General features: G+C 58.7%; 18 protein-coding genes and 1 other RNA gene. 7 read left to right on the forward strand and 12 right to left on the reverse strand.

The features are described 5' to 3' along the window. Positions 1-227 precede the first annotated feature (227 nt). Positions 228-1,253 (forward strand): aspartate carbamoyltransferase, encoded by a 1,026-nt coding sequence (locus R0J87_RS17085; protein WP_044628642.1) that lies wholly within the window; start codon positions 228-230, stop codon positions 1,251-1,253. A 12-nt stretch (positions 1,254-1,265) separates the two neighbouring features. On the opposite strand, the gene ruvX is transcribed toward R0J87_RS17085, so the two are convergent. The 7 genes from ruvX to R0J87_RS17120 form a co-directional block, all read right to left on the reverse strand. Beyond that, positions 1,266-1,721, reverse strand: a complete 456-nt coding sequence (gene ruvX / locus R0J87_RS17090; RefSeq protein WP_253507140.1) for a Holliday junction resolvase RuvX — start codon at positions 1,719-1,721, stop codon at positions 1,266-1,268. Between the two features lie 28 nt (positions 1,722-1,749). Continuing rightward, the gene (locus tag R0J87_RS17095) at positions 1,750-2,307 is read right to left on the reverse strand and encodes a YqgE/AlgH family protein (protein WP_253507138.1); all 558 of its coding nucleotides are present in this window, start codon (positions 2,305-2,307) and stop codon (positions 1,750-1,752) included. Between the two features lie 67 nt (positions 2,308-2,374). Continuing rightward, a complete protein-coding gene (gene gshB / locus R0J87_RS17100; RefSeq protein WP_498887665.1) occupies positions 2,375-3,331 on the reverse strand; it encodes a glutathione synthase in 957 nt (318 codons plus the stop codon). Positions 3,332-3,400: 69 nt separating this feature from the next. Continuing rightward, positions 3,401-4,105 carry a CvfB family protein gene (locus R0J87_RS17105; protein WP_498887667.1) on the reverse strand — a complete coding sequence of 235 codons (705 nt, stop codon included), beginning with the start codon at positions 4,103-4,105 and terminating at the stop codon, positions 3,401-3,403. 138 nt (positions 4,106-4,243) lie between these two features. Next, on the reverse strand, positions 4,244-5,011 hold the full coding sequence (locus R0J87_RS17110) for a 16S rRNA (uracil(1498)-N(3))-methyltransferase (RefSeq protein WP_498887669.1): 768 nt from the start codon (positions 5,009-5,011) through the stop codon (positions 4,244-4,246). A gap of 3 nt (positions 5,012-5,014) precedes the next feature. Continuing rightward, positions 5,015-5,524 carry a protein-export chaperone SecB gene (gene secB / locus R0J87_RS17115; RefSeq protein ID WP_044628537.1) on the reverse strand — a complete coding sequence of 170 codons (510 nt, stop codon included), beginning with the start codon at positions 5,522-5,524 and terminating at the stop codon, positions 5,015-5,017. A gap of 64 nt (positions 5,525-5,588) precedes the next feature. Continuing rightward, positions 5,589-6,011: a rhodanese-like domain-containing protein gene (locus tag R0J87_RS17120; RefSeq protein WP_404344406.1), complete on the reverse strand. Its 423-nt coding sequence runs from the start codon at positions 6,009-6,011 to the stop codon at positions 5,589-5,591. Positions 6,012-6,265: 254 nt separating this feature from the next. Between R0J87_RS17120 and gpmI the strand changes: the two genes are divergently transcribed. From gpmI to R0J87_RS17135, 3 genes are all read left to right on the forward strand, one after another. Then, positions 6,266-7,828, forward strand: a complete 1,563-nt coding sequence (gene gpmI / locus R0J87_RS17125; RefSeq protein WP_498887670.1) for a 2,3-bisphosphoglycerate-independent phosphoglycerate mutase — start codon at positions 6,266-6,268, stop codon at positions 7,826-7,828. After that, positions 7,828-8,985, forward strand: a complete 1,158-nt coding sequence (locus R0J87_RS17130; protein WP_498887671.1) for a murein hydrolase activator EnvC family protein — start codon at positions 7,828-7,830, stop codon at positions 8,983-8,985. Before gpmI ends, R0J87_RS17130 begins: the two co-directional genes overlap by 1 nt. An 87-nt stretch (positions 8,986-9,072) precedes the next feature. After that, positions 9,073-10,374 (forward strand): S41 family peptidase, encoded by a 1,302-nt coding sequence (locus R0J87_RS17135; protein WP_498887672.1) that lies wholly within the window; start codon positions 9,073-9,075, stop codon positions 10,372-10,374. Here the strand turns inward: R0J87_RS17135 and R0J87_RS17140 are convergent, their stop codons facing one another. From R0J87_RS17140 to R0J87_RS17155, 4 genes are all read right to left on the reverse strand, one after another. After that, positions 10,375-11,631, reverse strand: coding sequence for a UbiH/UbiF/VisC/COQ6 family ubiquinone biosynthesis hydroxylase (locus R0J87_RS17140; RefSeq protein WP_498887673.1), 1,257 nt, complete (start codon positions 11,629-11,631; stop codon positions 10,375-10,377). Positions 11,632-11,674: 43 nt separating this feature from the next. Then, positions 11,675-12,913 (reverse strand): 2-octaprenyl-6-methoxyphenyl hydroxylase, encoded by a 1,239-nt coding sequence (gene ubiH / locus R0J87_RS17145; RefSeq protein WP_498887674.1) that lies wholly within the window; start codon positions 12,911-12,913, stop codon positions 11,675-11,677. Between the two features lie 113 nt (positions 12,914-13,026). Continuing rightward, the gene (gene pepP, locus R0J87_RS17150) at positions 13,027-14,364 is read right to left on the reverse strand and encodes a Xaa-Pro aminopeptidase (RefSeq protein WP_498887675.1); all 1,338 of its coding nucleotides are present in this window, start codon (positions 14,362-14,364) and stop codon (positions 13,027-13,029) included. Positions 14,365-14,396: 32 nt separating this feature from the next. Next, positions 14,397-14,975: a UPF0149 family protein gene (locus tag R0J87_RS17155; RefSeq protein WP_399841320.1), complete on the reverse strand. Its 579-nt coding sequence runs from the start codon at positions 14,973-14,975 to the stop codon at positions 14,397-14,399. Between the two features lie 167 nt (positions 14,976-15,142). On the opposite strand from R0J87_RS17155, the gene R0J87_RS17160 reads away from it, so the two are divergent. The 3 genes from R0J87_RS17160 (at position 15,143) to R0J87_RS17170 (ending at position 16,335) form a co-directional block, all read left to right on the forward strand. After that, complete coding sequence (locus R0J87_RS17160) at positions 15,143-15,451, forward strand: cell division protein ZapA (protein ID WP_490175454.1); 309 nt, start codon at positions 15,143-15,145, stop codon at positions 15,449-15,451. Between the two features lie 59 nt (positions 15,452-15,510). Next, positions 15,511-15,693, forward strand: a non-coding RNA gene (gene ssrS, locus R0J87_RS17165) — 6S RNA. A 6-nt stretch (positions 15,694-15,699) separates the two neighbouring features. Then, positions 15,700-16,335 carry a 5-formyltetrahydrofolate cyclo-ligase gene (locus tag R0J87_RS17170; protein WP_498887698.1) on the forward strand — a complete coding sequence of 212 codons (636 nt, stop codon included), beginning with the start codon at positions 15,700-15,702 and terminating at the stop codon, positions 16,333-16,335. 404 nt (positions 16,336-16,739) lie between these two features. On the opposite strand, the gene ilvA is transcribed toward R0J87_RS17170, so the two are convergent. After that, positions 16,740-18,254 carry a threonine ammonia-lyase, biosynthetic gene (gene ilvA / locus R0J87_RS17175; protein ID WP_188639489.1) on the reverse strand — a complete coding sequence of 505 codons (1,515 nt, stop codon included), beginning with the start codon at positions 18,252-18,254 and terminating at the stop codon, positions 16,740-16,742. Between the last annotated feature and the right edge of the window lie 67 nt (positions 18,255-18,321).

An 18,321-nucleotide genomic window follows, 5' to 3' on the forward strand; every position in this document is an offset into this window, starting at 1 on the left:
CACCGCTGGTAACGCTTGGCGTCCCCGGCAGCGGATGCGTACTTTACGGATTCGCGGCCGGGTTGGCAAGAGCTAATTATCAAATAGTCGAAAAAAGTCTCTGCCTCCTTATCTGCCCTCTTCTATTGATCAATGGAAACCGCTTCGGCACGTCTAGTTTGGCGGTTACACTTAGCACTCTATATAGCTGCCACCTTCACCCACGCCCACTAAAGATGAGGTCCATGATGAGCCAGCACCTATTAACTGTCGATTCATTAAGCCGCGAGAGCGTTGATCACTTGTTACGCGTGGCGGCACGCATGGAGCCGATTGCTAGCCGCCGCCAAGTCACGCGGGTGTTGGAAGGTGCAGTGTTGGGCAACCTGTTTTTTGAAGCGAGCACTCGCACACGGGTGAGCTTTAATGCCGCGTTCTGCCGACTGGGGGGAAGCGTGTGCGACACCACAGGCTTTACCTTCTCTTCCATGGCCAAAGGCGAGTCGCTTTACGACACCAGCCGTGTAATGAGCGGCTACTGCGATGCGATTGTGATGCGTCACCCAGACCAAGGTTCGGTAGCCGAATTCGCTGCAGCCACCCATGTACCCGTCATTAATGGTGGCGATGGCCCAGGCGAGCACCCAAGCCAAGCCCTGCTGGACCTTTATACGATTGATAAGGAGTTTCAGCGATTAGGCAAACGCTTAAGCGGGGCGCATATTCTGCTGACCGGTGATTTGAAATACGGTCGCACGGTGCATTCGCTGATTAAGCTGCTGTCACTCTATGACCCGCTGCGTATTACGCTTGTGTCGCCACCAGGGCTGGAGATGCCTTCTTACTTAATTGATCTAGTGGCTTCTCGCGGGCATCGCATTGAGCAACGCGACTCATTGGCCAGTGACTTTGCCGATTTAGATGTGGTGTACACCACCCGCATTCAGAAAGAGCGCTTTACGGATGAAATGAACGAGAGTTTCCAGGGGCTTTCCGACGACTTTATGGTCAACCGTGATTTTCTTGACCAGCGCTGTAGCCAAAGCACGATCGTGATGCACCCGCTTCCCCGCGATAGCCGCCCAGGCGCTAATGATTTGAACGTCGATTTGAACGGCGACCCGCGGCTGGCGATTTTCCGCCAAACCGATAATGGTATCCCCATGCGGATGGCGATTTTTGCCACGCTGCTAAAAGTGGATGACCTGATTGAGAAAGACCTGCGCCCGGTCCGCTGGTTCGTGCCTTCCCAAACCGGAACCCTCGACCGTTAATACGGCAGTGGATTAGTAGGCGCTCCGCCCGCCGGGAAGGCCTTCCTGGTGGGCGAACCAACCTTCCAAAATTAACACCGCGGCAATACCGTCTACGCTCTCTTCTCGGTAGTTACCTCGGTGGCCCGCTGCATGGGCGATCTGCTTGGCTTCTTGAGTCGAGCCACGCTCATCGACCATCTCACAGGGTTTGCCGTAGCGGCCATGCAGGCGATTGCCGAACTTACGCGCCCGGGTACTCATGAGCGATTCGGTCCCGTCCATATTGAGCGGCAAGCCGACGACAAACAGATCTGGCTGCCACTCTTCAATAAGGCGTGTGACCACGTTCCAGTCAGGAATGCCGTCACGCGCGGGCAGCGGCGTCAGCTCCCGCGCACTGTGCAGCAACTCGTTACCCACGGCAACGCCAATGCGCCGCGTTCCAAAATCAAACGCCAAGATCAGGCGCTGCCCGTTATCTGCCATACCACTTACGCCTCATCCAACCGCACGCTTATGCATGCCCTGCGTTGCGCGTCATTAGGTTTAAATCAACCCCGAGAATACCGGCGGCGGCCGTAAGACGCTCGGCTGGAGGCGTATCAAACAGCACGTTGCTTTGGCCCTCTACCGTTAGCCAGGCGTTCTCTTTCAGCTCATCCTCTAACTGACCCACTTCCCAGCCTGCGCAGCCTAAGCACACCAGAAAGTGCTCGGGGCCAGTGCCATCCGCCAGCGCTTGGAGAATATCCATGGAGGTAGTGAGCGCAATGCCATCTTCCACCTGGACGCTGGAGTCCCACGCTTGGCTGTCGCCAACGTGAAGAATAAAGCCGCGATCTTTATGCATGGGGCCGCCGTAGTAGACCGGCGCATTGCGGTGGGGGCTGTCGTCGCCGCCGAGTGAGAGCTGCTCAAACAGCGCATCCAGGGTGATTTCCAACGGGCGGTTGGCAATCACGCCCATACAGCCATTGTGGTCATGGTCACATAAATAAATCAGGCTGCCCGTGAAATTAGGGTCTTCCATGTGGGGCAGCGCCATCAAAAAGTGGTGTTTTAAGCTTTGCATGCGTCTCCTACGGCTTGCCGATGGCTCGGCAAGCCTTACGTCATTTGGCGAATAGAACGTTCACCGATTAGGCCAAGCGACGTTCGATAGCGTCTAACAGCATTCCGGAAATATCGGTGCCGCGCTGATCGTCGATCTCACGGACACAGGTGGGGCTCGTCACGTTGATTTCCGTGATGTAGTCGCCAATCACGTCCAGGCCGACAAACATCAGGCCTTTCTCGCGAATCATCGGCTGCACTTGTTGAATCAGCCAGTGGTCCCGCTCGGTTAGCTCGCGGCTCACACCGCGACCGCCTGCGGCCAGATTGCCGCGGGTTTCGCCCGCCGAAGGGATTCGCGCTAGGCCAAACGGCACCGGCTCGCCATCGACCAAGAGAATCCGCGTATCGCCATCCTTGATTTCCGGCAGGTAGCGCTGAGCCATAATTTGTCGCTGACCACGCAGCGTCAGTTGCTCAATCACCGCGCCAATATTGCGGCCATCGGGGCCGATATGAAAAATGCCCGTGCCGCCCATGCCGTCGAGCGGCTTGAAGATCACATCGCCGTGCTCGGCATGAAAGGCGCGTAGCACATCATCGCGGCTCGCGACGACCGTCGGCGCGCAGCACTGGGGAAACTGCTGGGCAAAGAGCTTCTCATTACACTGCAACAGCGCAGCAGTGGGGTTAACCACCAACACGCCCTCGCGCTCGGCAAAGCCCAGCAGATGCACCGCGTTAATAAACTCCGCATCCACCGGCGGGTCTTTCCGCATCAGCACCACATCCAGCTCGGCCAACGGGCGCTGAGTCGCCTCGCCCAGGTCGTACCAGTGCTCTGGGTTACGGTGCACGGTGAGTGGACGCATCCGCGCGTAGGCTTTGCCCGCCTGTAAGAACAGGTCGCCCTGCTCCATGTAGTGCAGCGTATAGCCGCGCTCTTGAGCGGCCCACAGCATGGCTAAGGTGGTGTCTTTCTTGTAAGCGATGTCGCTGATGGGATCCATCACCACACCGAGATGTAACGTTGATTGGCTCATCGAAATACAGTCCATGGAGGATCAATAGGTCATCAGTATGCCGCACTGCTTGCACGGCTCCAACTGCGGCTATTTATCCGCCGGCTCGGAGAGCGCACCGGGCACTAGGCGAATCGCATCTGGCGCTAGAGTGATTAGCTGCTGCTTATAGAGCCGGCCAATCGCCTGCTTAAAAGCGCTCTTGCTAACCCCTAAGCGGGTTTTGATATCGTGCGCCGAGCTTTTATCACCCAGCGGCAGATAGCCGCCGCTCTCACGCAGCGCTTTCAGCACTTTATCACCCACCACATCCAGGCGGGCCGCGCCGGGCGGTAGCAGTGAAATATCCACGCGGCCATCCTCGCGGCGCTGTTTCACAAAGCCTTTCAGCGACTGCCCACGGCGCAGAGGCTGAGTAATATCGTCTTGGTAGATCAGCCCCCAGTAGCGGTGATTGACCACTACTTTCATACCTAAGTCCGTGCGGTCGGCCACCACCACATCGACTTCGTCGCCTTTCTCTAACGCCCAGGCGTCGTCCGTCAAAAAACGGTCAAGACGCATGGTAGCGACCGGCCGCCCCTGATCGTCGCTATACAGCATCACCAGCACCCGCTTGCCGGGGTCGGGGCGAAAGCGCTGCTCGCTATAGGGCAGCAGCACGTCTTTGGGCTGCCCCCAACGCAGAAAGGCTCCGGTACTGTTCACCGCCGTCACGGTTAAATAGGCCACATCGCCCAGTTGGGCAGATGCATCGCTGGCGGATCGGGGGGTGGAGTGTGACTCACGGACCATGGGTGCCGTCCTTACAAGAAGTAGATCTTCATTATGGTACCTTGCCTAGGCAAGGCAAAGCGGCGTCGAATGACGCCAGCGCTGGGTACAAAAAAACCGCTGCCGCAACAAACACGGCAGCGGCTTGATAGTAAGCGCTTACAAATCGCCGAAGTGGTGCTGCAGCAGCGTGAGCGCAACCACAGGAGCCGTTTCGGTGCGTAGCACCCGTGGCCCCAGCGTCAGTGGCGTAAAGTGGCTGGCGATAGCGGCCTGAATATCCGTATCGCTTAAGCCGCCCTCTGGGCCAATCAACAGCGCGGCGGACGCCGGCCGCTCCGGCTGAGCAAAGCCGTTACCCGTCGCTAAGTGCAGCATCAAGCGCAGCGGCTCTTGGCGCTCGGCCAGCCACTCACCTAACGCCTGCGGGGGGTGAACAGGCGGCACCACCGCCCGGCCGCTCTGCTCACAGGCACTGGCCGCCACGGCCTGCCAGTGCGCCAGCTTTTTCTCTTCGCGGTCGCCTTTCAAACGCACATCGCCCCGCTCGGTATACAGCGGGGTAATCGCCGCCACCCCTAGCTCAACGGCTTTTTGAATGGCGTAATCCATGCGGTCGCCCTTGGAAATCGCTTGCCCAAGATGCACCACCAGCGGCGACTCGCCGCTGCCAGGCCACACCGCCTCAACGGTGACGGTGGTGTGCTTACGCCCCACCTCCGCCAGCTGAACGCCTGCTTCTTGGCCTGCGCCATCAAACAAGATCAGCGGTGCCCCTTCACCCATGCGCAGCACGCGAGTAACGTGCTTAGCAGGGCCTTCGGGTAGCGTTAAGGTAGTGCCTGCTGAAAACTCAGCAGGTACATAGAGGCGCGGCATTTTGCCGTGGCGCGCCACCCAATCAGCCGCGTTTAGCGAATCGGACATGGCTTAGTGCGTGTTCTCAGCCGCTTGACTTGCCTGCTGCGCTTCGCGCTGCTTGCGCTGGGCGTACATGGCTTCGAAGTTAACCGGCGCCAGCATTAGCGGCGGGAAACCGCCACGGTTGACCAGGTTATCAACGCACTCACGGGCGTACGGGAACAGCAGGTTAGGGCAGAACGCACCCAGCGTTTGCTCAAGCTGTGCACCTTCGATGCCTGAAATACGGAACAGGCCCGCCTGCTCGACTTCCGCCAAAAACGAGGTGGTGCCGGTTTCGCTGTCGTTGACCTGCGCGGTCACTTTGACGACCACTTCGTACTGGTCATCGGCCACTTTCTGGCTGGTGGTGTTGAGGTCCAGGTTGACCTTCGGCTTGAACGCCTGCTTGAACACAGAAGGAGAGTTCGGCGCTTCAAAGGAAATGTCTTTCACGTAAATACGCTGTAACGAGAATTTCAGCTGGGGCTTTTCGCCTTCTGCGGCGCCTGCCTGCGGGGTGTTGTTATCTTCCGCCATGGGATACTCCTAATTATTCATCCAATAAAAATATGCGCAGCTGCGCAGCTACTTATGCTCTCGTTTACTTCTTAACCACCGGAAGGCCATCCGACTGCCACTGCATCATGCCGCCACGCAGCTTCATCGCCCGTTCAAAGCCCGCTTTTTCCAGCTTTGCCTGGGCAGCGCCAGAACTTTGGCCATGCTTGCAGACTACAATGATTGGCTGGGCTTTCACTTTATCCAGCTCGTTCATGCGGCTATCAAGGCTGCTTTGGGGAATGTTGCGAGCGCCTGCGATATGCCCGGCTTTGAAGTCTTTGCTCTCACGAATGTCCAGCACCACCGCGTCTTCGCGGTTGATGAGCTGAGTGGCCTGGGTAGAGGACACCGCATTCGAGGCGGCACTACGCGTTTCATAAACAATCCACGCTATGAGCACCAGCAAAAATGCCCCCACGAGGAGGGGGTGGTTCATTACGAATTCGAACAGCTGATCGATCATCGCGAACACAATCTCTTGGTCTATGCAGAAAAAAGCGGCCTAACCGCCCTCAGAAACGCGACAAGTATACACGTCACAGGGCATACCGCGCAGGCCATGACGCCCGACGGCTGCCTGCGTTATGATGCCCCAAGCGCGCGCCTGTCGCGACCCCGATTATCAGGTGTTGTCTGAAAACTGGCTGAGCCGCCCTCACCAGCGTTTCAAACTGCACCTCACGTCGCTTGGCTGACTCACAAACGAGGGAATTTTCAATGACAACATCTGCACCGCGCCCCGTTGCGCTGATTATCCTAGACGGCTACGGCCACAACCCCGACAACGCCCACAACGCTGTCGCTGCAGCCAACACCCCAGTGATGGACGCACTGTGGGCTAACCGCCCCCACGCCTTCGTACATACCGATGGCCGCCATGTGGGTCTACCCGACGGCCAGATGGGCAACTCCGAAGTCGGCCATATGAACCTGGGTGCCGGGCGTATCGTTTACCAGGACTTCACGCGCATCACCAAAGCCATTGAAGATGGCGACCTGGATACCAACGAGGTGCTCACCAAGCCCATCGACGCAGCAGTCGCCAATGGCCGTGCCGTGCATCTGCTGGGCCTGCTCTCTCCAGGCGGCGTCCACAGCCACGAAGACCACTTCATCGCCATGGCCGAGCTAGCAGCGCGGCGCGGTGCCCAGCGCATCTACGTGCACGCCTTTTTAGATGGCCGGGATATGCCGCCGCAAAGCGCATTGGCGTCTATCGAGCGCGCCAACGCCCGCCTTTCAGAACTGGTCGGTGCCGATAACGGTTTTGTGGCTTCCATCATTGGCCGATTCTTCGCCATGGACCGCGACAACCGCTGGGAGCGCGTTGAGCAAGCCTACCGCCTGCTCACCGACGGCCACGCCGATTACACCGCCACCAGCGCGGAAAGCGGCTTGCGGGATGCCTACCAGCGCGGTGAAACCGACGAATTTGTGGCAGCGACCAGCGTGCCGGTTAACGGTAACGCCATCACGTTACAAGATGGCGACGCAGCGATATTCCTAAACTTCCGCTCCGACCGCGCTCGTGAGCTGACCCGCGCCTTCACCGATGCAGGGTTCACCGGCTTTGAGCGCCGTGCCTGCCCAACGCTTGCCGGTGATGGTTTGGTCATGATGACGCGATACGCAGCAGATATCGCCGCGCCAGCCGCGTTTCCGCCTACCGACCTAACCGACACCCTAGGCGAAGTGGTCGCTAAGCGCGGCCTCACCCAGCTGCGCATTGCCGAAACAGAGAAGTACCCCCACGTGACGTTCTTCTTCTCCGGCGGCAATGAAGATGAGTACGAAGGTGAAGAGCGCATCCTGGTGCCCTCCCCCCGCGACGTCAAAACCTACGACGAAAAGCCGGAAATGAGCGCCTATGAGATTACCGACAAGCTGGTAGAAGCCATTGATAGCGGCCGCTTCGATCTCATGGTGTGCAACTACGCCAATGGCGACATGGTAGGCCACACTGGGGATTTCGACGCCGCCGTGAAAGCGATTGAGACCGTCGATATTTGCGTTGGCCGCGTGGTGGAAGCGATTGAGCGCGCGGGCGGTGCCTGCCTGATCACCGCCGACCACGGCAATGCCGAGCAGATGGTTCACCCGGAAACCGGCGCACCGCAAACCGCCCACACCACCTTTGTGGTGCCGCTCGTGTACGTTGGTGAGCGCGCTGCCCAGCTCGAAGATGGCCGCCTGTGTGACCTTGCCCCCACGCTGCTGACCATGATGAATCAGCCACAGCCTGAGGCGATGACCGGAACTCCGCTGCTGCGCTTCGAGTAATGCCCATGTGGCAACGGCTAGCTCGAACGGCCTTATTAACGACGGCCTTGCTAACGCTGGGCTATTCGTCGACGTCGATGGCACAACAGGACGAACAGGCTGCCAGAGAGCAGCTTGACGCCCTCGGCCAAGAAATTGATGCCATGGCCGAGCGGCTGAGCGCCACGGACCAAGCGCGGAACAGCGCCCAGCACGAGCTACGCGAAGTGGAAACAGAGCTGGCCCAGACCCACCAGCGGCTGGACCAGCTACAGGCCGAGCGACGCCAGCTCGCCGATGAAACCACCCAGCTACGCCAGCACCGCGAACGCTTAGAGGGTGAACGCGATGCCCAGTACGACGCGTTAGGTCAACAGCTTGCCGCGCTTTACCGGCTGGGGCCAACGCCCCAGCTCAAGCTACTGCTCAACCAAAGCGATCCCGCTGAACTTGACCGCATGCAGGCCTACTTAAACCGGCTAACACAAGCGCGCCAGCAGCGCTTGAACGATATCGCCCGGCTGGATACCGCGCTTGCGGATACCGAACTGGCGCTCGCCGAGCGGCAAACTCGCCTGGATACACTAGCCGACGAACTGGAAACCCAAAGCGCGCTGCTCGCCGAACGCACCGAAGAGCGCCGTGGCGTGGTGACGACGCTAGACGACCGCTACGGCAGTGAAGCTGACCGCTTGGCAGATCTTAACCAAAGCCGCGAACAGGCTGAGCAGCAGCTAAGAGCTATTCAAGCCGAACTGGCGCGCCTGGCAGAGCCCACGCCCACCACGAACATTACCCGCACCCAAGGCGATTTGCCCTGGCCGGTGCAGGGCGCCATTACCGCCAGCTTTCAGCGACGGGACGGCGTTCACTACAACGGGATTGTGATTCAAGCCGGAGCTGGCCGTGCCGTCAAAGCGGTTCATACAGGCCGTGTAGTGTTTGCTGACTGGATGCGTGGCTTTGGCAACCTGCTGATCATCGACCACGGCGACCAGATCATGACGCTCTATGCCCACTTGCAGCAGTTCAGCGCTCGCCCGGGGCAGCAGGTGAGCAGTGGCGATGAAATTGGCCGTGTCGGCAGTAGCGGCGGCCAAGCCAGCCCCTCGCTTTACTTTGAGGTGCGCCGCAGCGGCGAACCAATTAATCCGCAACGTTGGATTGCACGTCGTTGACGGGATAAGCTGGTGGTAATGTCTTTATTATGAACGTCTCAACCTGAGCAGCGCGGCTGGCGTTGCCTTTCGCCTAGCGGAGTCCGCATGACGCTATCTGTTACCGAGGTATCGGCCCCTGCCAAGCGCTTCTTGGCTACCCTGCTTCCGCTCGCGCTGCTGGCTGCCCCGCTACCCTTGGCAGCCCAACCGGCGAACAGCGTTGCCGACGACCTGCCACTAGAAGAGATACAAACGTTCGCGGAAGTATTCGAGCGCATCAAACGCGGCTATGTAGAAGAAGTGGATGACCGCACCTTACTGCGCAATGCCATGCGCGGCATGCTCAGCGAGCTAGACCCTCACTCGGCCTATTTAGACGAGGAGGAGTATCAGAGCCTGCGAGAGTCTACCCAAGGCGAGTTTGGCGGTATCGGCATTGAAGTCGGCACCCAGAATGGCCAACTGATGGTCGTCACGCCCATTGATGACACGCCCGCTTCACGGGCGGGCCTGCTGTCTCAGGATATTATCGTCGCCATCGACGGTACCCCCACCGACAGCCTGTCGCTGCAGGAAGCCGTCAACTTGATGCGCGGGGAACCCGGCACGCCACTGCGTTTAACTATTTTGCGCGCAGGTGAAGAGTCGCCCCGCGAGTTCACGCTCACCCGCGAAGTGATCCGCAGTGAGAGTGTCAAACATGAAACGCTGGAGCCAGGCTACGGCTACCTGCGTATCAGCCAGTTTCAGTCACGTACCCCCGAGCAGGCGCGCCAAGCCATTGAGCGCATGATGCGCGATCAGCCGCTGGAAGGTTTGATTCTGGATCTGCGTAATAACCCCGGTGGCGTTCTTCAGGCGGCGGTCGGAGTAACGGACCTCTTCCTGGATGAAGGGCTGATTGTGTATACCGAAGGGCGACTCTCGGATACTGAAATGTCGTTTTCTGCCTCTCCGGATACGCCAGCGGGCGACATACCGCTCGTGGTGCTGATCAACAGCGGCAGCGCATCGGCGGCTGAAATTGTCGCAGGCGCTCTGCAAGACCAGCGCCGGGGCGTCATCATGGGCACTGAAAGCTTTGGTAAGGGCTCGGTACAGCAGATCATGCCGTTGGGCAATGGCGAAGGTTTGAAGCTCACTACCGCCCTTTACTACACCCCGAATGGCCGTTCGATTCAGGCGCAAGGCATCGAGCCGGATGTCGAGGTGTTGCGCGGCCGCCTGGAAGTCGCGGAAGGGCGTCGTGAAATTCGCGAAGCAGATCTAGACGGCCACTTAAGCAGCCAAGACGATATGCCCCCGGAGCGCGCCGCCATGTCTCAGCGGCTGCGCGACGACTACCAGCTCAGCGAAGCCCTTAACCTGCTGAAAGCGCTGAACGTGGTGGATCGCCGCCGCGGCTAGCTAGCGGCACGACGCTGGCAGGCGGCCCCGCTCTCCGGTCGCCTGCCGCATCACCACACGCTTGAGTGGTACGAGCTGGTTCATGCCACTCATCCCCAGGTTGCGCGCCAGCGTAAACACCGGCTGATGGCTGCCAAACAGCACCTTAAATCCCTTCATTAAGCCCAGCATGGCCGTATTATCCAAGCGCCGACGGCGCTCATAGCGACTCAGCGTGGCCAAGCTACCCCAAGGAGCACCGCGGTGCCATGCCGCCACCACCTCTTCGGCTAATACCGCCGCGTCCATTAATCCCAAATTAACGCCCTGCCCGGCCAGCGGATGAATGCTGTGGGCGGCATCGCCTACTAGAGCAAAGTTGGGCTGCACATAATGCTGGGCGTGGCGCTGCACCAGCGGAAACCTATAAGCGCTATCTACGGGCATGACATCGCCCAGGCGATGGTCGAAAGCCTCGCCAAGCGCCTGCCCCAGTGCCTCAGCAGAGTAAGCGGTGAGTTCACTGGCATGCTCAGGCGTTGTGGACCACACAATGGAACAGAAGCGGTCATCTCCATTGACAGTGAGCGGTAAGAAAGCCAGCGGACGACCACCGATAAAGGCTTGGCGAGCGGTAGCGCCGTGGGACTGTTCGCAGCGCACCGTGGTGACGACCGCCTCTTGCTCCATGGACTCCTCCGCCACCGAGATGCCTGCTAGCGCTCGCAAGGCAGAGCGTGCGCCGTCGGCAGCGATCACCAGCGGCGTTTGTAGCTGCCTACCGTCCTCCAGTACCAGCCAGCGGCCGCTGGCCGTGGTTTGCAGTGCCGACACGCTGACGCCATCGAAGCGTGTCAGGGTCGGTTGCTTGGCAATTTGCTCATTCAACGCGGCCTGTGTGACATCGTTTTCCACAATATGGCCGAGCACGGCAGTGCCCGCTTCGTCCGCCGAGAAGTGAATATGGCCACTGCCCTCAGCATCCCACACCTGCATATAACGGTAAGGCGTTACCCTTGCCGCCGCCATGGCGGGCCATACGCCCAAATGCGTGAGCAGCCGTTGAGATACCGGGGTCAGCGCGCTAACGCGGGGTGTGGGAATCTCGCCAGCGACGTCATCCAGGCGCAGCGGCGATGCCTTGGCTTCCACCAGCGCCACCTGCATTCCCGCTTCTGCCAGTAGCCCGGCCAGCGCAGCGCCCACCATACCCGCGCCAACAATTACCGCATCGAAACGCGTGACGGGCGGCTTAGCTGCTTGTGATTGCGTTGTCATAACACTCCTTGGCTTGGGTCATTGAGGGCGCTGGATAAGAGCGTCAGCGCTCCAGGCCCATCGCGCGGCGTGCCAAGCCACGGCGCAGCGGGCCAATCAAATTAAGGCCGATCAATCCAGCGCCACGGGCGTGGGGCAGCAGCGGCAACGAGTAACCAAACAGCCGCACTAAGCCGTCACTAAAGCGAATCACGTTGGCGCGGTCTTGGGCACGGCGGCGCTCAAACGCCTGCAACGTGTTCATATCTCCCAAGGTGCGCTGCTGCTGAGCACCTTGGGAGAGCGCTTCAACCAAATCCATCACCGAGCGCAGCGCTAAATTGAAGCCCTGGCCAGCCACCGGATGCAGCGCATGGGCCGCATTGCCCAGCACGGCTAAGCCGGGGCGCACAGGCTCTTCTGCGGTGACCAGCGAAAGCGGATAGCTAAACCGCTGACCAACGCGGGTAAAGCGCCCGACTCGGTCGCCAAACGCCTGCTGAAGCTGGCTCAAGAAGGCATGATCCGGTAGCGATAATCGTGCCTGCTCGCTACCGCTGGCATGGGTCCAGACCAGCTCCATAGCCTGCCCCGGCAGTGGCAGCAGCGCGATGGGCCCCTCGGCGGTAAAGCGCTCGTAAGCAATCCCTTGATGGGGCTGGCTAATGCCCACATGGGCAATGACCGCCGTTTGCTCATAGGAGTGACGGCGGCTAGCAATCCCTAGCTGCTCCTTCAGCCCCGAGCGCCCGCCATCAGCCAAAATGGTTAGCGCGGCCGTTAGCTCGCTGCCATCGGAAAGCTGCAAATGGTGGCCGCTGGCCGTTGGCGTCATTTGTGCCACCGTGGCTGGGCAGTGCCACTCAATGGGTAATTGCTGCAGTTTCTGATGCAACACGCGCCCCATCCAAGCGTTGGGTATCACGTGACCCAAGGCAGCAACGCCTAGCTCTTGTGCATTAAGGCGCGTCGCGCCCAAACGGCCCCGCTCGCTGATATGAATACGATGTATCGGTGTGGCCTCGACCTGCATCGCTTCCCACACGCCTAGCTGGCGAAAGCGCTGGGCAGAACCCTCGGCAATGGCGCTGGCGCGGGCATCAAAGCTTGGCTGCCACGTCGTTTCCTCGGCGCTCTGCGGTAGCGCATTGGCCTCAATGATGGCGACTCGCCAGCCATAGCGCTCAATCAGCGGTGCCAATGCACAGCCCAAGCTGGCACCTACCAGCCCACCGCCCACAATCACGATGTCATGGGTGGGCGACTGCTGCTGTGCAGGCGTTACCTGTTCTGCCCCATGCATTGGCTTCTCCTCTTCATACGCGCTTATATAACGCACTTACATTATAAGCACCTTGGCTTAACGTAATTTCGTAATGTAGTTTACATAAACAAAAATCAGGCTGTTTTTGCTGGTTATTTTTTAACCATTAACTGCTCTATTTCGTCTATCTGCTTCGGCACGCCATCAGTAAGAATGTCATGCCCCTGTTCGGTGACCACAACGTTATCTTCAATACGAATGCCGATACCGCGATAGGCAGCGGGAATATCGTCTTCATCAGGGATATAGAGTCCAGGTTCCACGGTAAGCACCATGCCAGGGGCAAGCAGGCGAGGCGTCGCTTCGTCCAAGCGGTAGGTGCCCACATCGTGTACATCCAACCCTAACCAGTGGGAAGTGGAATGGAGGTAAAAGCGCCGATAGCTTTCGTCATCAATGCGCGCCTGAACGTCTCCCTCTAAGAGCCCCAGTTCAATCAGGCCAGCCGTTAGGTCATGCACCACGCCCTGATGGATATCCGCTAGCGTAGCGCCAGGCGCAATGGCATCCACCGCACGCACTTGGGCATCTAGCACCACTTGGTAAAGCGCCCGTTGAGCATCATTAAAGCGCCCGCTCACCGGGAAGGTGCGCGTGATGTCTCCTGCGTAGAGATCAAACTCTGCACCGGCGTCAATCAGTACCAGCGTGCCCTCCTCCAGCACATCACTGTTCTCAATATAGTGCAGCACACAGGCATTGGCGCCGCCGCCCACGATCGTGCTGTAGGCAGGCCCGCTAGCGCCGTGCCACACAAAAGTGTGCTCCAGCTCGGCTTGAAGCTGGTACTCACTTAGCCCGGCTTGGCAGGTGCGCATAGCGCGTACGTGGGCCTGGGCTGAAATGGCCGCTGCGTGACGCAGCAAGGCAATTTCAGCGGGGCTTTTGATTAGGCGCATCTCGTGAATCAAGGGGCGGCTATCCAGCCAGCCTTTTAGTGCGGGCTTGCCCCGGCGCATGCCCGCTTGGGCATGGGCAAGCGCCTCTTCAGCGATGCTAACCGCGTCGGGGTTATCCAGCGGCGCATAGAGCAGCTCACGGCCATCCAGCAGCTCTGCCAGCAGGTCGTCGCGCTCAGCGTTCTCGAACGCTTGGTCGATCCCATGCAGGCTGACAACGCCCTGCGCTCCCAGCCTTCGGCCGGTCCAGGCCTCCATGGTGGGGTCGCGGTCTTGGCAGAACACCACGCTTTGGCCCTCTGCGCGGCCTGGCAACAGAACTAGCAGCGCGTCAGGCTCTTGAATGCCGGTTAAGTAGTAGAAGTCGCTCTGCTGGCGGAAGGGGTATTCGCTGTCGTGGGAGCGAGTCACTAACGACGCCCCCGGCACCAGCAGCGCGGCATTGCTCGGCAGCTGCGCCATGAGCGCCTCCCGGCGCTGACGATACTCTTCCGGATGAACAGCAGCGGGGCGAGGCAATAGCGTTGGCATAACGGCTCCTATGCAGACGTGATGGGCGGAAATTAATGAACGGGGGCGTCGGTTTGCTCAACCTGAGGCTTGCCGGGGTGCTGTTCGGTGTACAGCAGCATGGCCGCCATTCGGGCATGCTCGGTTAAGGCAAACAGGTCGTTCTCGTTTTCCGTGCTATCGTCGATGTCGGTCTCCATCTGGCCAAGGCCTTCCAGATCATCAATTGCTTCTTTAAGCGTTTGCGACCAGCGCTCCCGAAGGGTGTCATCGGCCACCTCATCCACTACTTCCATAAAGCCAAGCGTCCACTCTTTCAGCCCTTGGGCCTGTTCTGCCAAAGAGAACAGCTCATCGGGAAGTAATGGCGCGTAGTTCAGGTCGCTGGCGCTCAGCGCTTCTAGAGTTTGGCGACGCCAGCCCAACAGCCGCTCGGCGCTGGCCGGGTCACGGGGTTGCTCTACCCCCAAACTGATACACACTTCTTCCAGCCACGCCTCGGCCGTCACGTCGCGCAGAGCCAATAAGCCGCACAGCCGTCCATCCAAAAACGCGGGAGACTGCATGCTACCGTGCAATAAAAATACATCCGCTACGTCAGAAAAGTCCTGGCGCTCGTCAATCAATGACATGATTCATGCTCGCTTTATACAGTGTGAAGATAAAACCACGAGGATAGGCGGGCGAGCCTGCGCGTTGACCCCGCACAAGCGGCTCTCTTATAGTGAACCCCGTCTATCCTTCCTATGTAGTGATGTTAACGCATCGGGCCCCTTGCTGGCCCGTGCTGGAGCCATTGATGAGTAACGCAAAGCGGCCAACGAAAGAGATCACCCTACTGGGTCGCAGTTATATGATTGCCTGCGACACGGGCGAAGAAGTCCAGCTTGAACGCGCTGCTCGCTATTTGGACCGCGCCATGCACGGCATTCATGCCCAAAGCAGCGTGCTGGGCAGTGAGCGTATCGCGATTATGGCGGCGCTAAATATTACCCACGAACTGCTGGAAGCGCTGGATGAGCACCGCGCGGGGGAAGCCAATCTCAGCCGTTTAAATGATCGGCTTGAGCGGGCGCTGATGGGCACCCGGCCGCGCAAAGAGCCTTAAACCAGCGAACATCTTCAACCGATACTTTGGCATTAGCGGCGGCTCTGTTAGGATAGCGGTGTTCTCTGGGGTGTACGCCAGTCGTTATAGTCCCTCGAGCCTATGCGCAGTACCCAGGGGGCCAAATGCTAGCCAGACCCGTGTGCATGTCCGTGCGTCGGAAAGCCTGACGGTTTGGCTGCGGCCACCCACCTGAACCAGTAGGTTCAGGGCCAGAACGACAGCGGCATTCTGGGGAACACTTTGTGATGACCTTCCGCGAGATGACTCCTACCTCACCTAGCGACAAGACCGCCCTTCGGCGCGAATTGAAACGCCGCCGCCGCATACTCTCCGCCGAGCAGCAAACGCAAGCCGCCCTGGCGCTTTGCCAGCGTTTAAAACAGCTTCCTGAAATCCGTCGCGCCAAGCGTATTAGCCTTTATCTGCCGGTCAACGGTGAGATCGACCCCACGCCGTTAATTCCTTGGCTGCGCCAGCGCCAGGTGGCGATTTACTTGCCTGTACTACGCCCTTTTAGCGCCAACAGCCTTTGGTTTGTGGCCTACGGCGATACTACGCCTATGGTCAAAAACCGCTTTGGCATTGCTGAGCCCTGCCCGCGCTTTGCTGCCCAGCGCAGCAACCGGCTGCCCGCGTGGGCGCTGGATACTCTGATCGTGCCGCTGGTGGGGTTTGATCAGCACGCGAACCGGATGGGCATGGGAGGCGGATTTTATGACCGTAGTTTGGCGTTTATGCGCCGCCCAGGGCCCGCGCCTACGCTGATTGGCGTGGCCCATGCCTGCCAGCAGGTGAACACCCTGCCTATTGAACCTTGGGATATTCCGCTCAATGCGGTGGCCAGCGACACGGGCGTAGTGCGGCCAACAAAAACGGGCTGATCAGAATGATCAGCCCGTTTTATATGTTCACCTAGCAGGTTTAGCGTTAATGCTGAGAGCGCTGTTGTTAACCGTTGGTTAACTCCCCGACAGCGCCTGTGCATATCCAGTGGCCAATACACCCAGTAAAAACACCACGGTTAACGCCATCACCATATCAGGCTTTCTACGCCGCATGCCTCTTCTCCAACGTCTTTCACAGTTGCCAAATGCCCTTAGTGCGTCACCAAGTTTTCATTTTAGGAAGATGACACACCTCATTAATTTAGGTCACGACTATAGGGCCATAAGGGGCATAATGACAACTGCTAAAAGCACTATTTTAGCCCCTTAATTAAACGTTTTAGCCACCTCCTTATGCTTGGCAGCTCTGGCACAGGCTGTTAGTGAGCACTTACATAGCGTTACGCCATAAAGAGCCGGTAAGCGGGGTTGTCGCTCTCCTGCCAATAGCGGTAGCCAATGGCATCTAAATACTCTGTCACATGGGTACGATCTTCGCTGGGCACCTGCATCCCCACCAGAACACGGCCATAAGCAGCACCGTGATTACGATAGTGAAACAGCGAAATGTTCCAGTCGTGTGGCAGCTGAGTTAAGAAGTTCATCAATGCGCCAGGGCGTTCAGGAAACTCGAAGCGATAAAGCTCCTCTTCAAAACGTTCGCTAGGGCGCCCCCCACTTAAATGACGAATATGCAGTTTCGCCAACTCGTTATCGGTTAAATCTTCCACCTGATAACCGCCTTCACGCAGCTTTTCAATCACCGCTTGGCGGTCTTCACCGCCGGGCTTTACTTGAACGCCGACAAAAATATGCGCTTCGCTATCATCGGCGTAACGGTAGCTAAACTCCGTGACCATGCGCTTACCCAGCGTACGACAGAATTTTTTGAAGCTACCGGGCTTTTCAGCAATCGTGACGGCCAGAATGGCCTCCCGCTGCTCGCCAAGCTCGGTGCGCTCAGCAATATGCTGCAAACGGTCAAAGTTCGTGTTCGCGCCTGAATTAATACAGATGAGCGTTTGCCCTTCAGCACCGGTTTGCTGAACGTATTTTTTAAGACCCGCCAGCGACAGCGCCCCCGACGTTTCTGCCACCGCGCGGGTATCTTCGAAAATATCCTTCACCGCCGCGCACATCTCATCGGTATTGACGGTGATCACATCGTCGATCAAATCACGCACCAGCGAGAACGGCACCTCGCCAATTTGCGCGACCGCCACACCTTCAGCAAATACGCCCACCTGGTCCAGCACCACGCGCTCACCGGCTTCCAGCGCAGCTTTCAAGCAGGCGCTATCCTCGGCTTCCACGCCAATGATTTTGATATCTGGGCGTAGGTACTTCACATAAGCCGCGACTCCGGCAATCAGCCCGCCGCCGCCTACGGGGATAAAAATCGCATCTAAGCGGCCGCTGTGCTGGCGCAGAATCTCGACGCCAATGGTGCCTTGGCCCGCGACCACGTCGATATCGTCAAACGGCGGAATATAGGTATAGCCATGCTCTTTGATCAGTTCCTGAGCGTGCTCAGCGGCGGCAGCAAAGGCGTCGCCTTTCAAAATCACTTTTGCGCCACGAGCCCGTACCGCTTGGACTTTGATATCCGGCGTAATGCGTGGCATCACAATAACGGCTTTAACCCCCATCAGCTTGGCCGCCATGGCCAGCCCCTGGGCGTGGTTGCCTGCCGACGCGGCGATCACCCCTTTGGCTTTCTGCTCTTCTGTTAGCTGAGCCATTTTGTTGTAGGCCCCGCGGATTTTGAACGAAAACACCGGCTGCAGATCTTCGCGCTTAATCAAAATCTGGTTGTTGAAGCGACGCGACAAAAAGGGAGCGGGAGAAATGGGCGTCTCACAAGCGGCTTCATAAACGCGAGCTTGGAGGATCTTTTTGACGGTTGCTTCGAGCATGCTGACATCCCAGAAAATGACGTGACCCGGACGGGGCGAACAAAACCTTTATTGGTAGCAGATTACG

Source organism: Halomonas sp. SIMBA_159 (assembly GCF_046536035.1).
GTDB lineage: Bacteria > Pseudomonadota > Gammaproteobacteria > Pseudomonadales > Halomonadaceae > Vreelandella > Vreelandella venusta_A.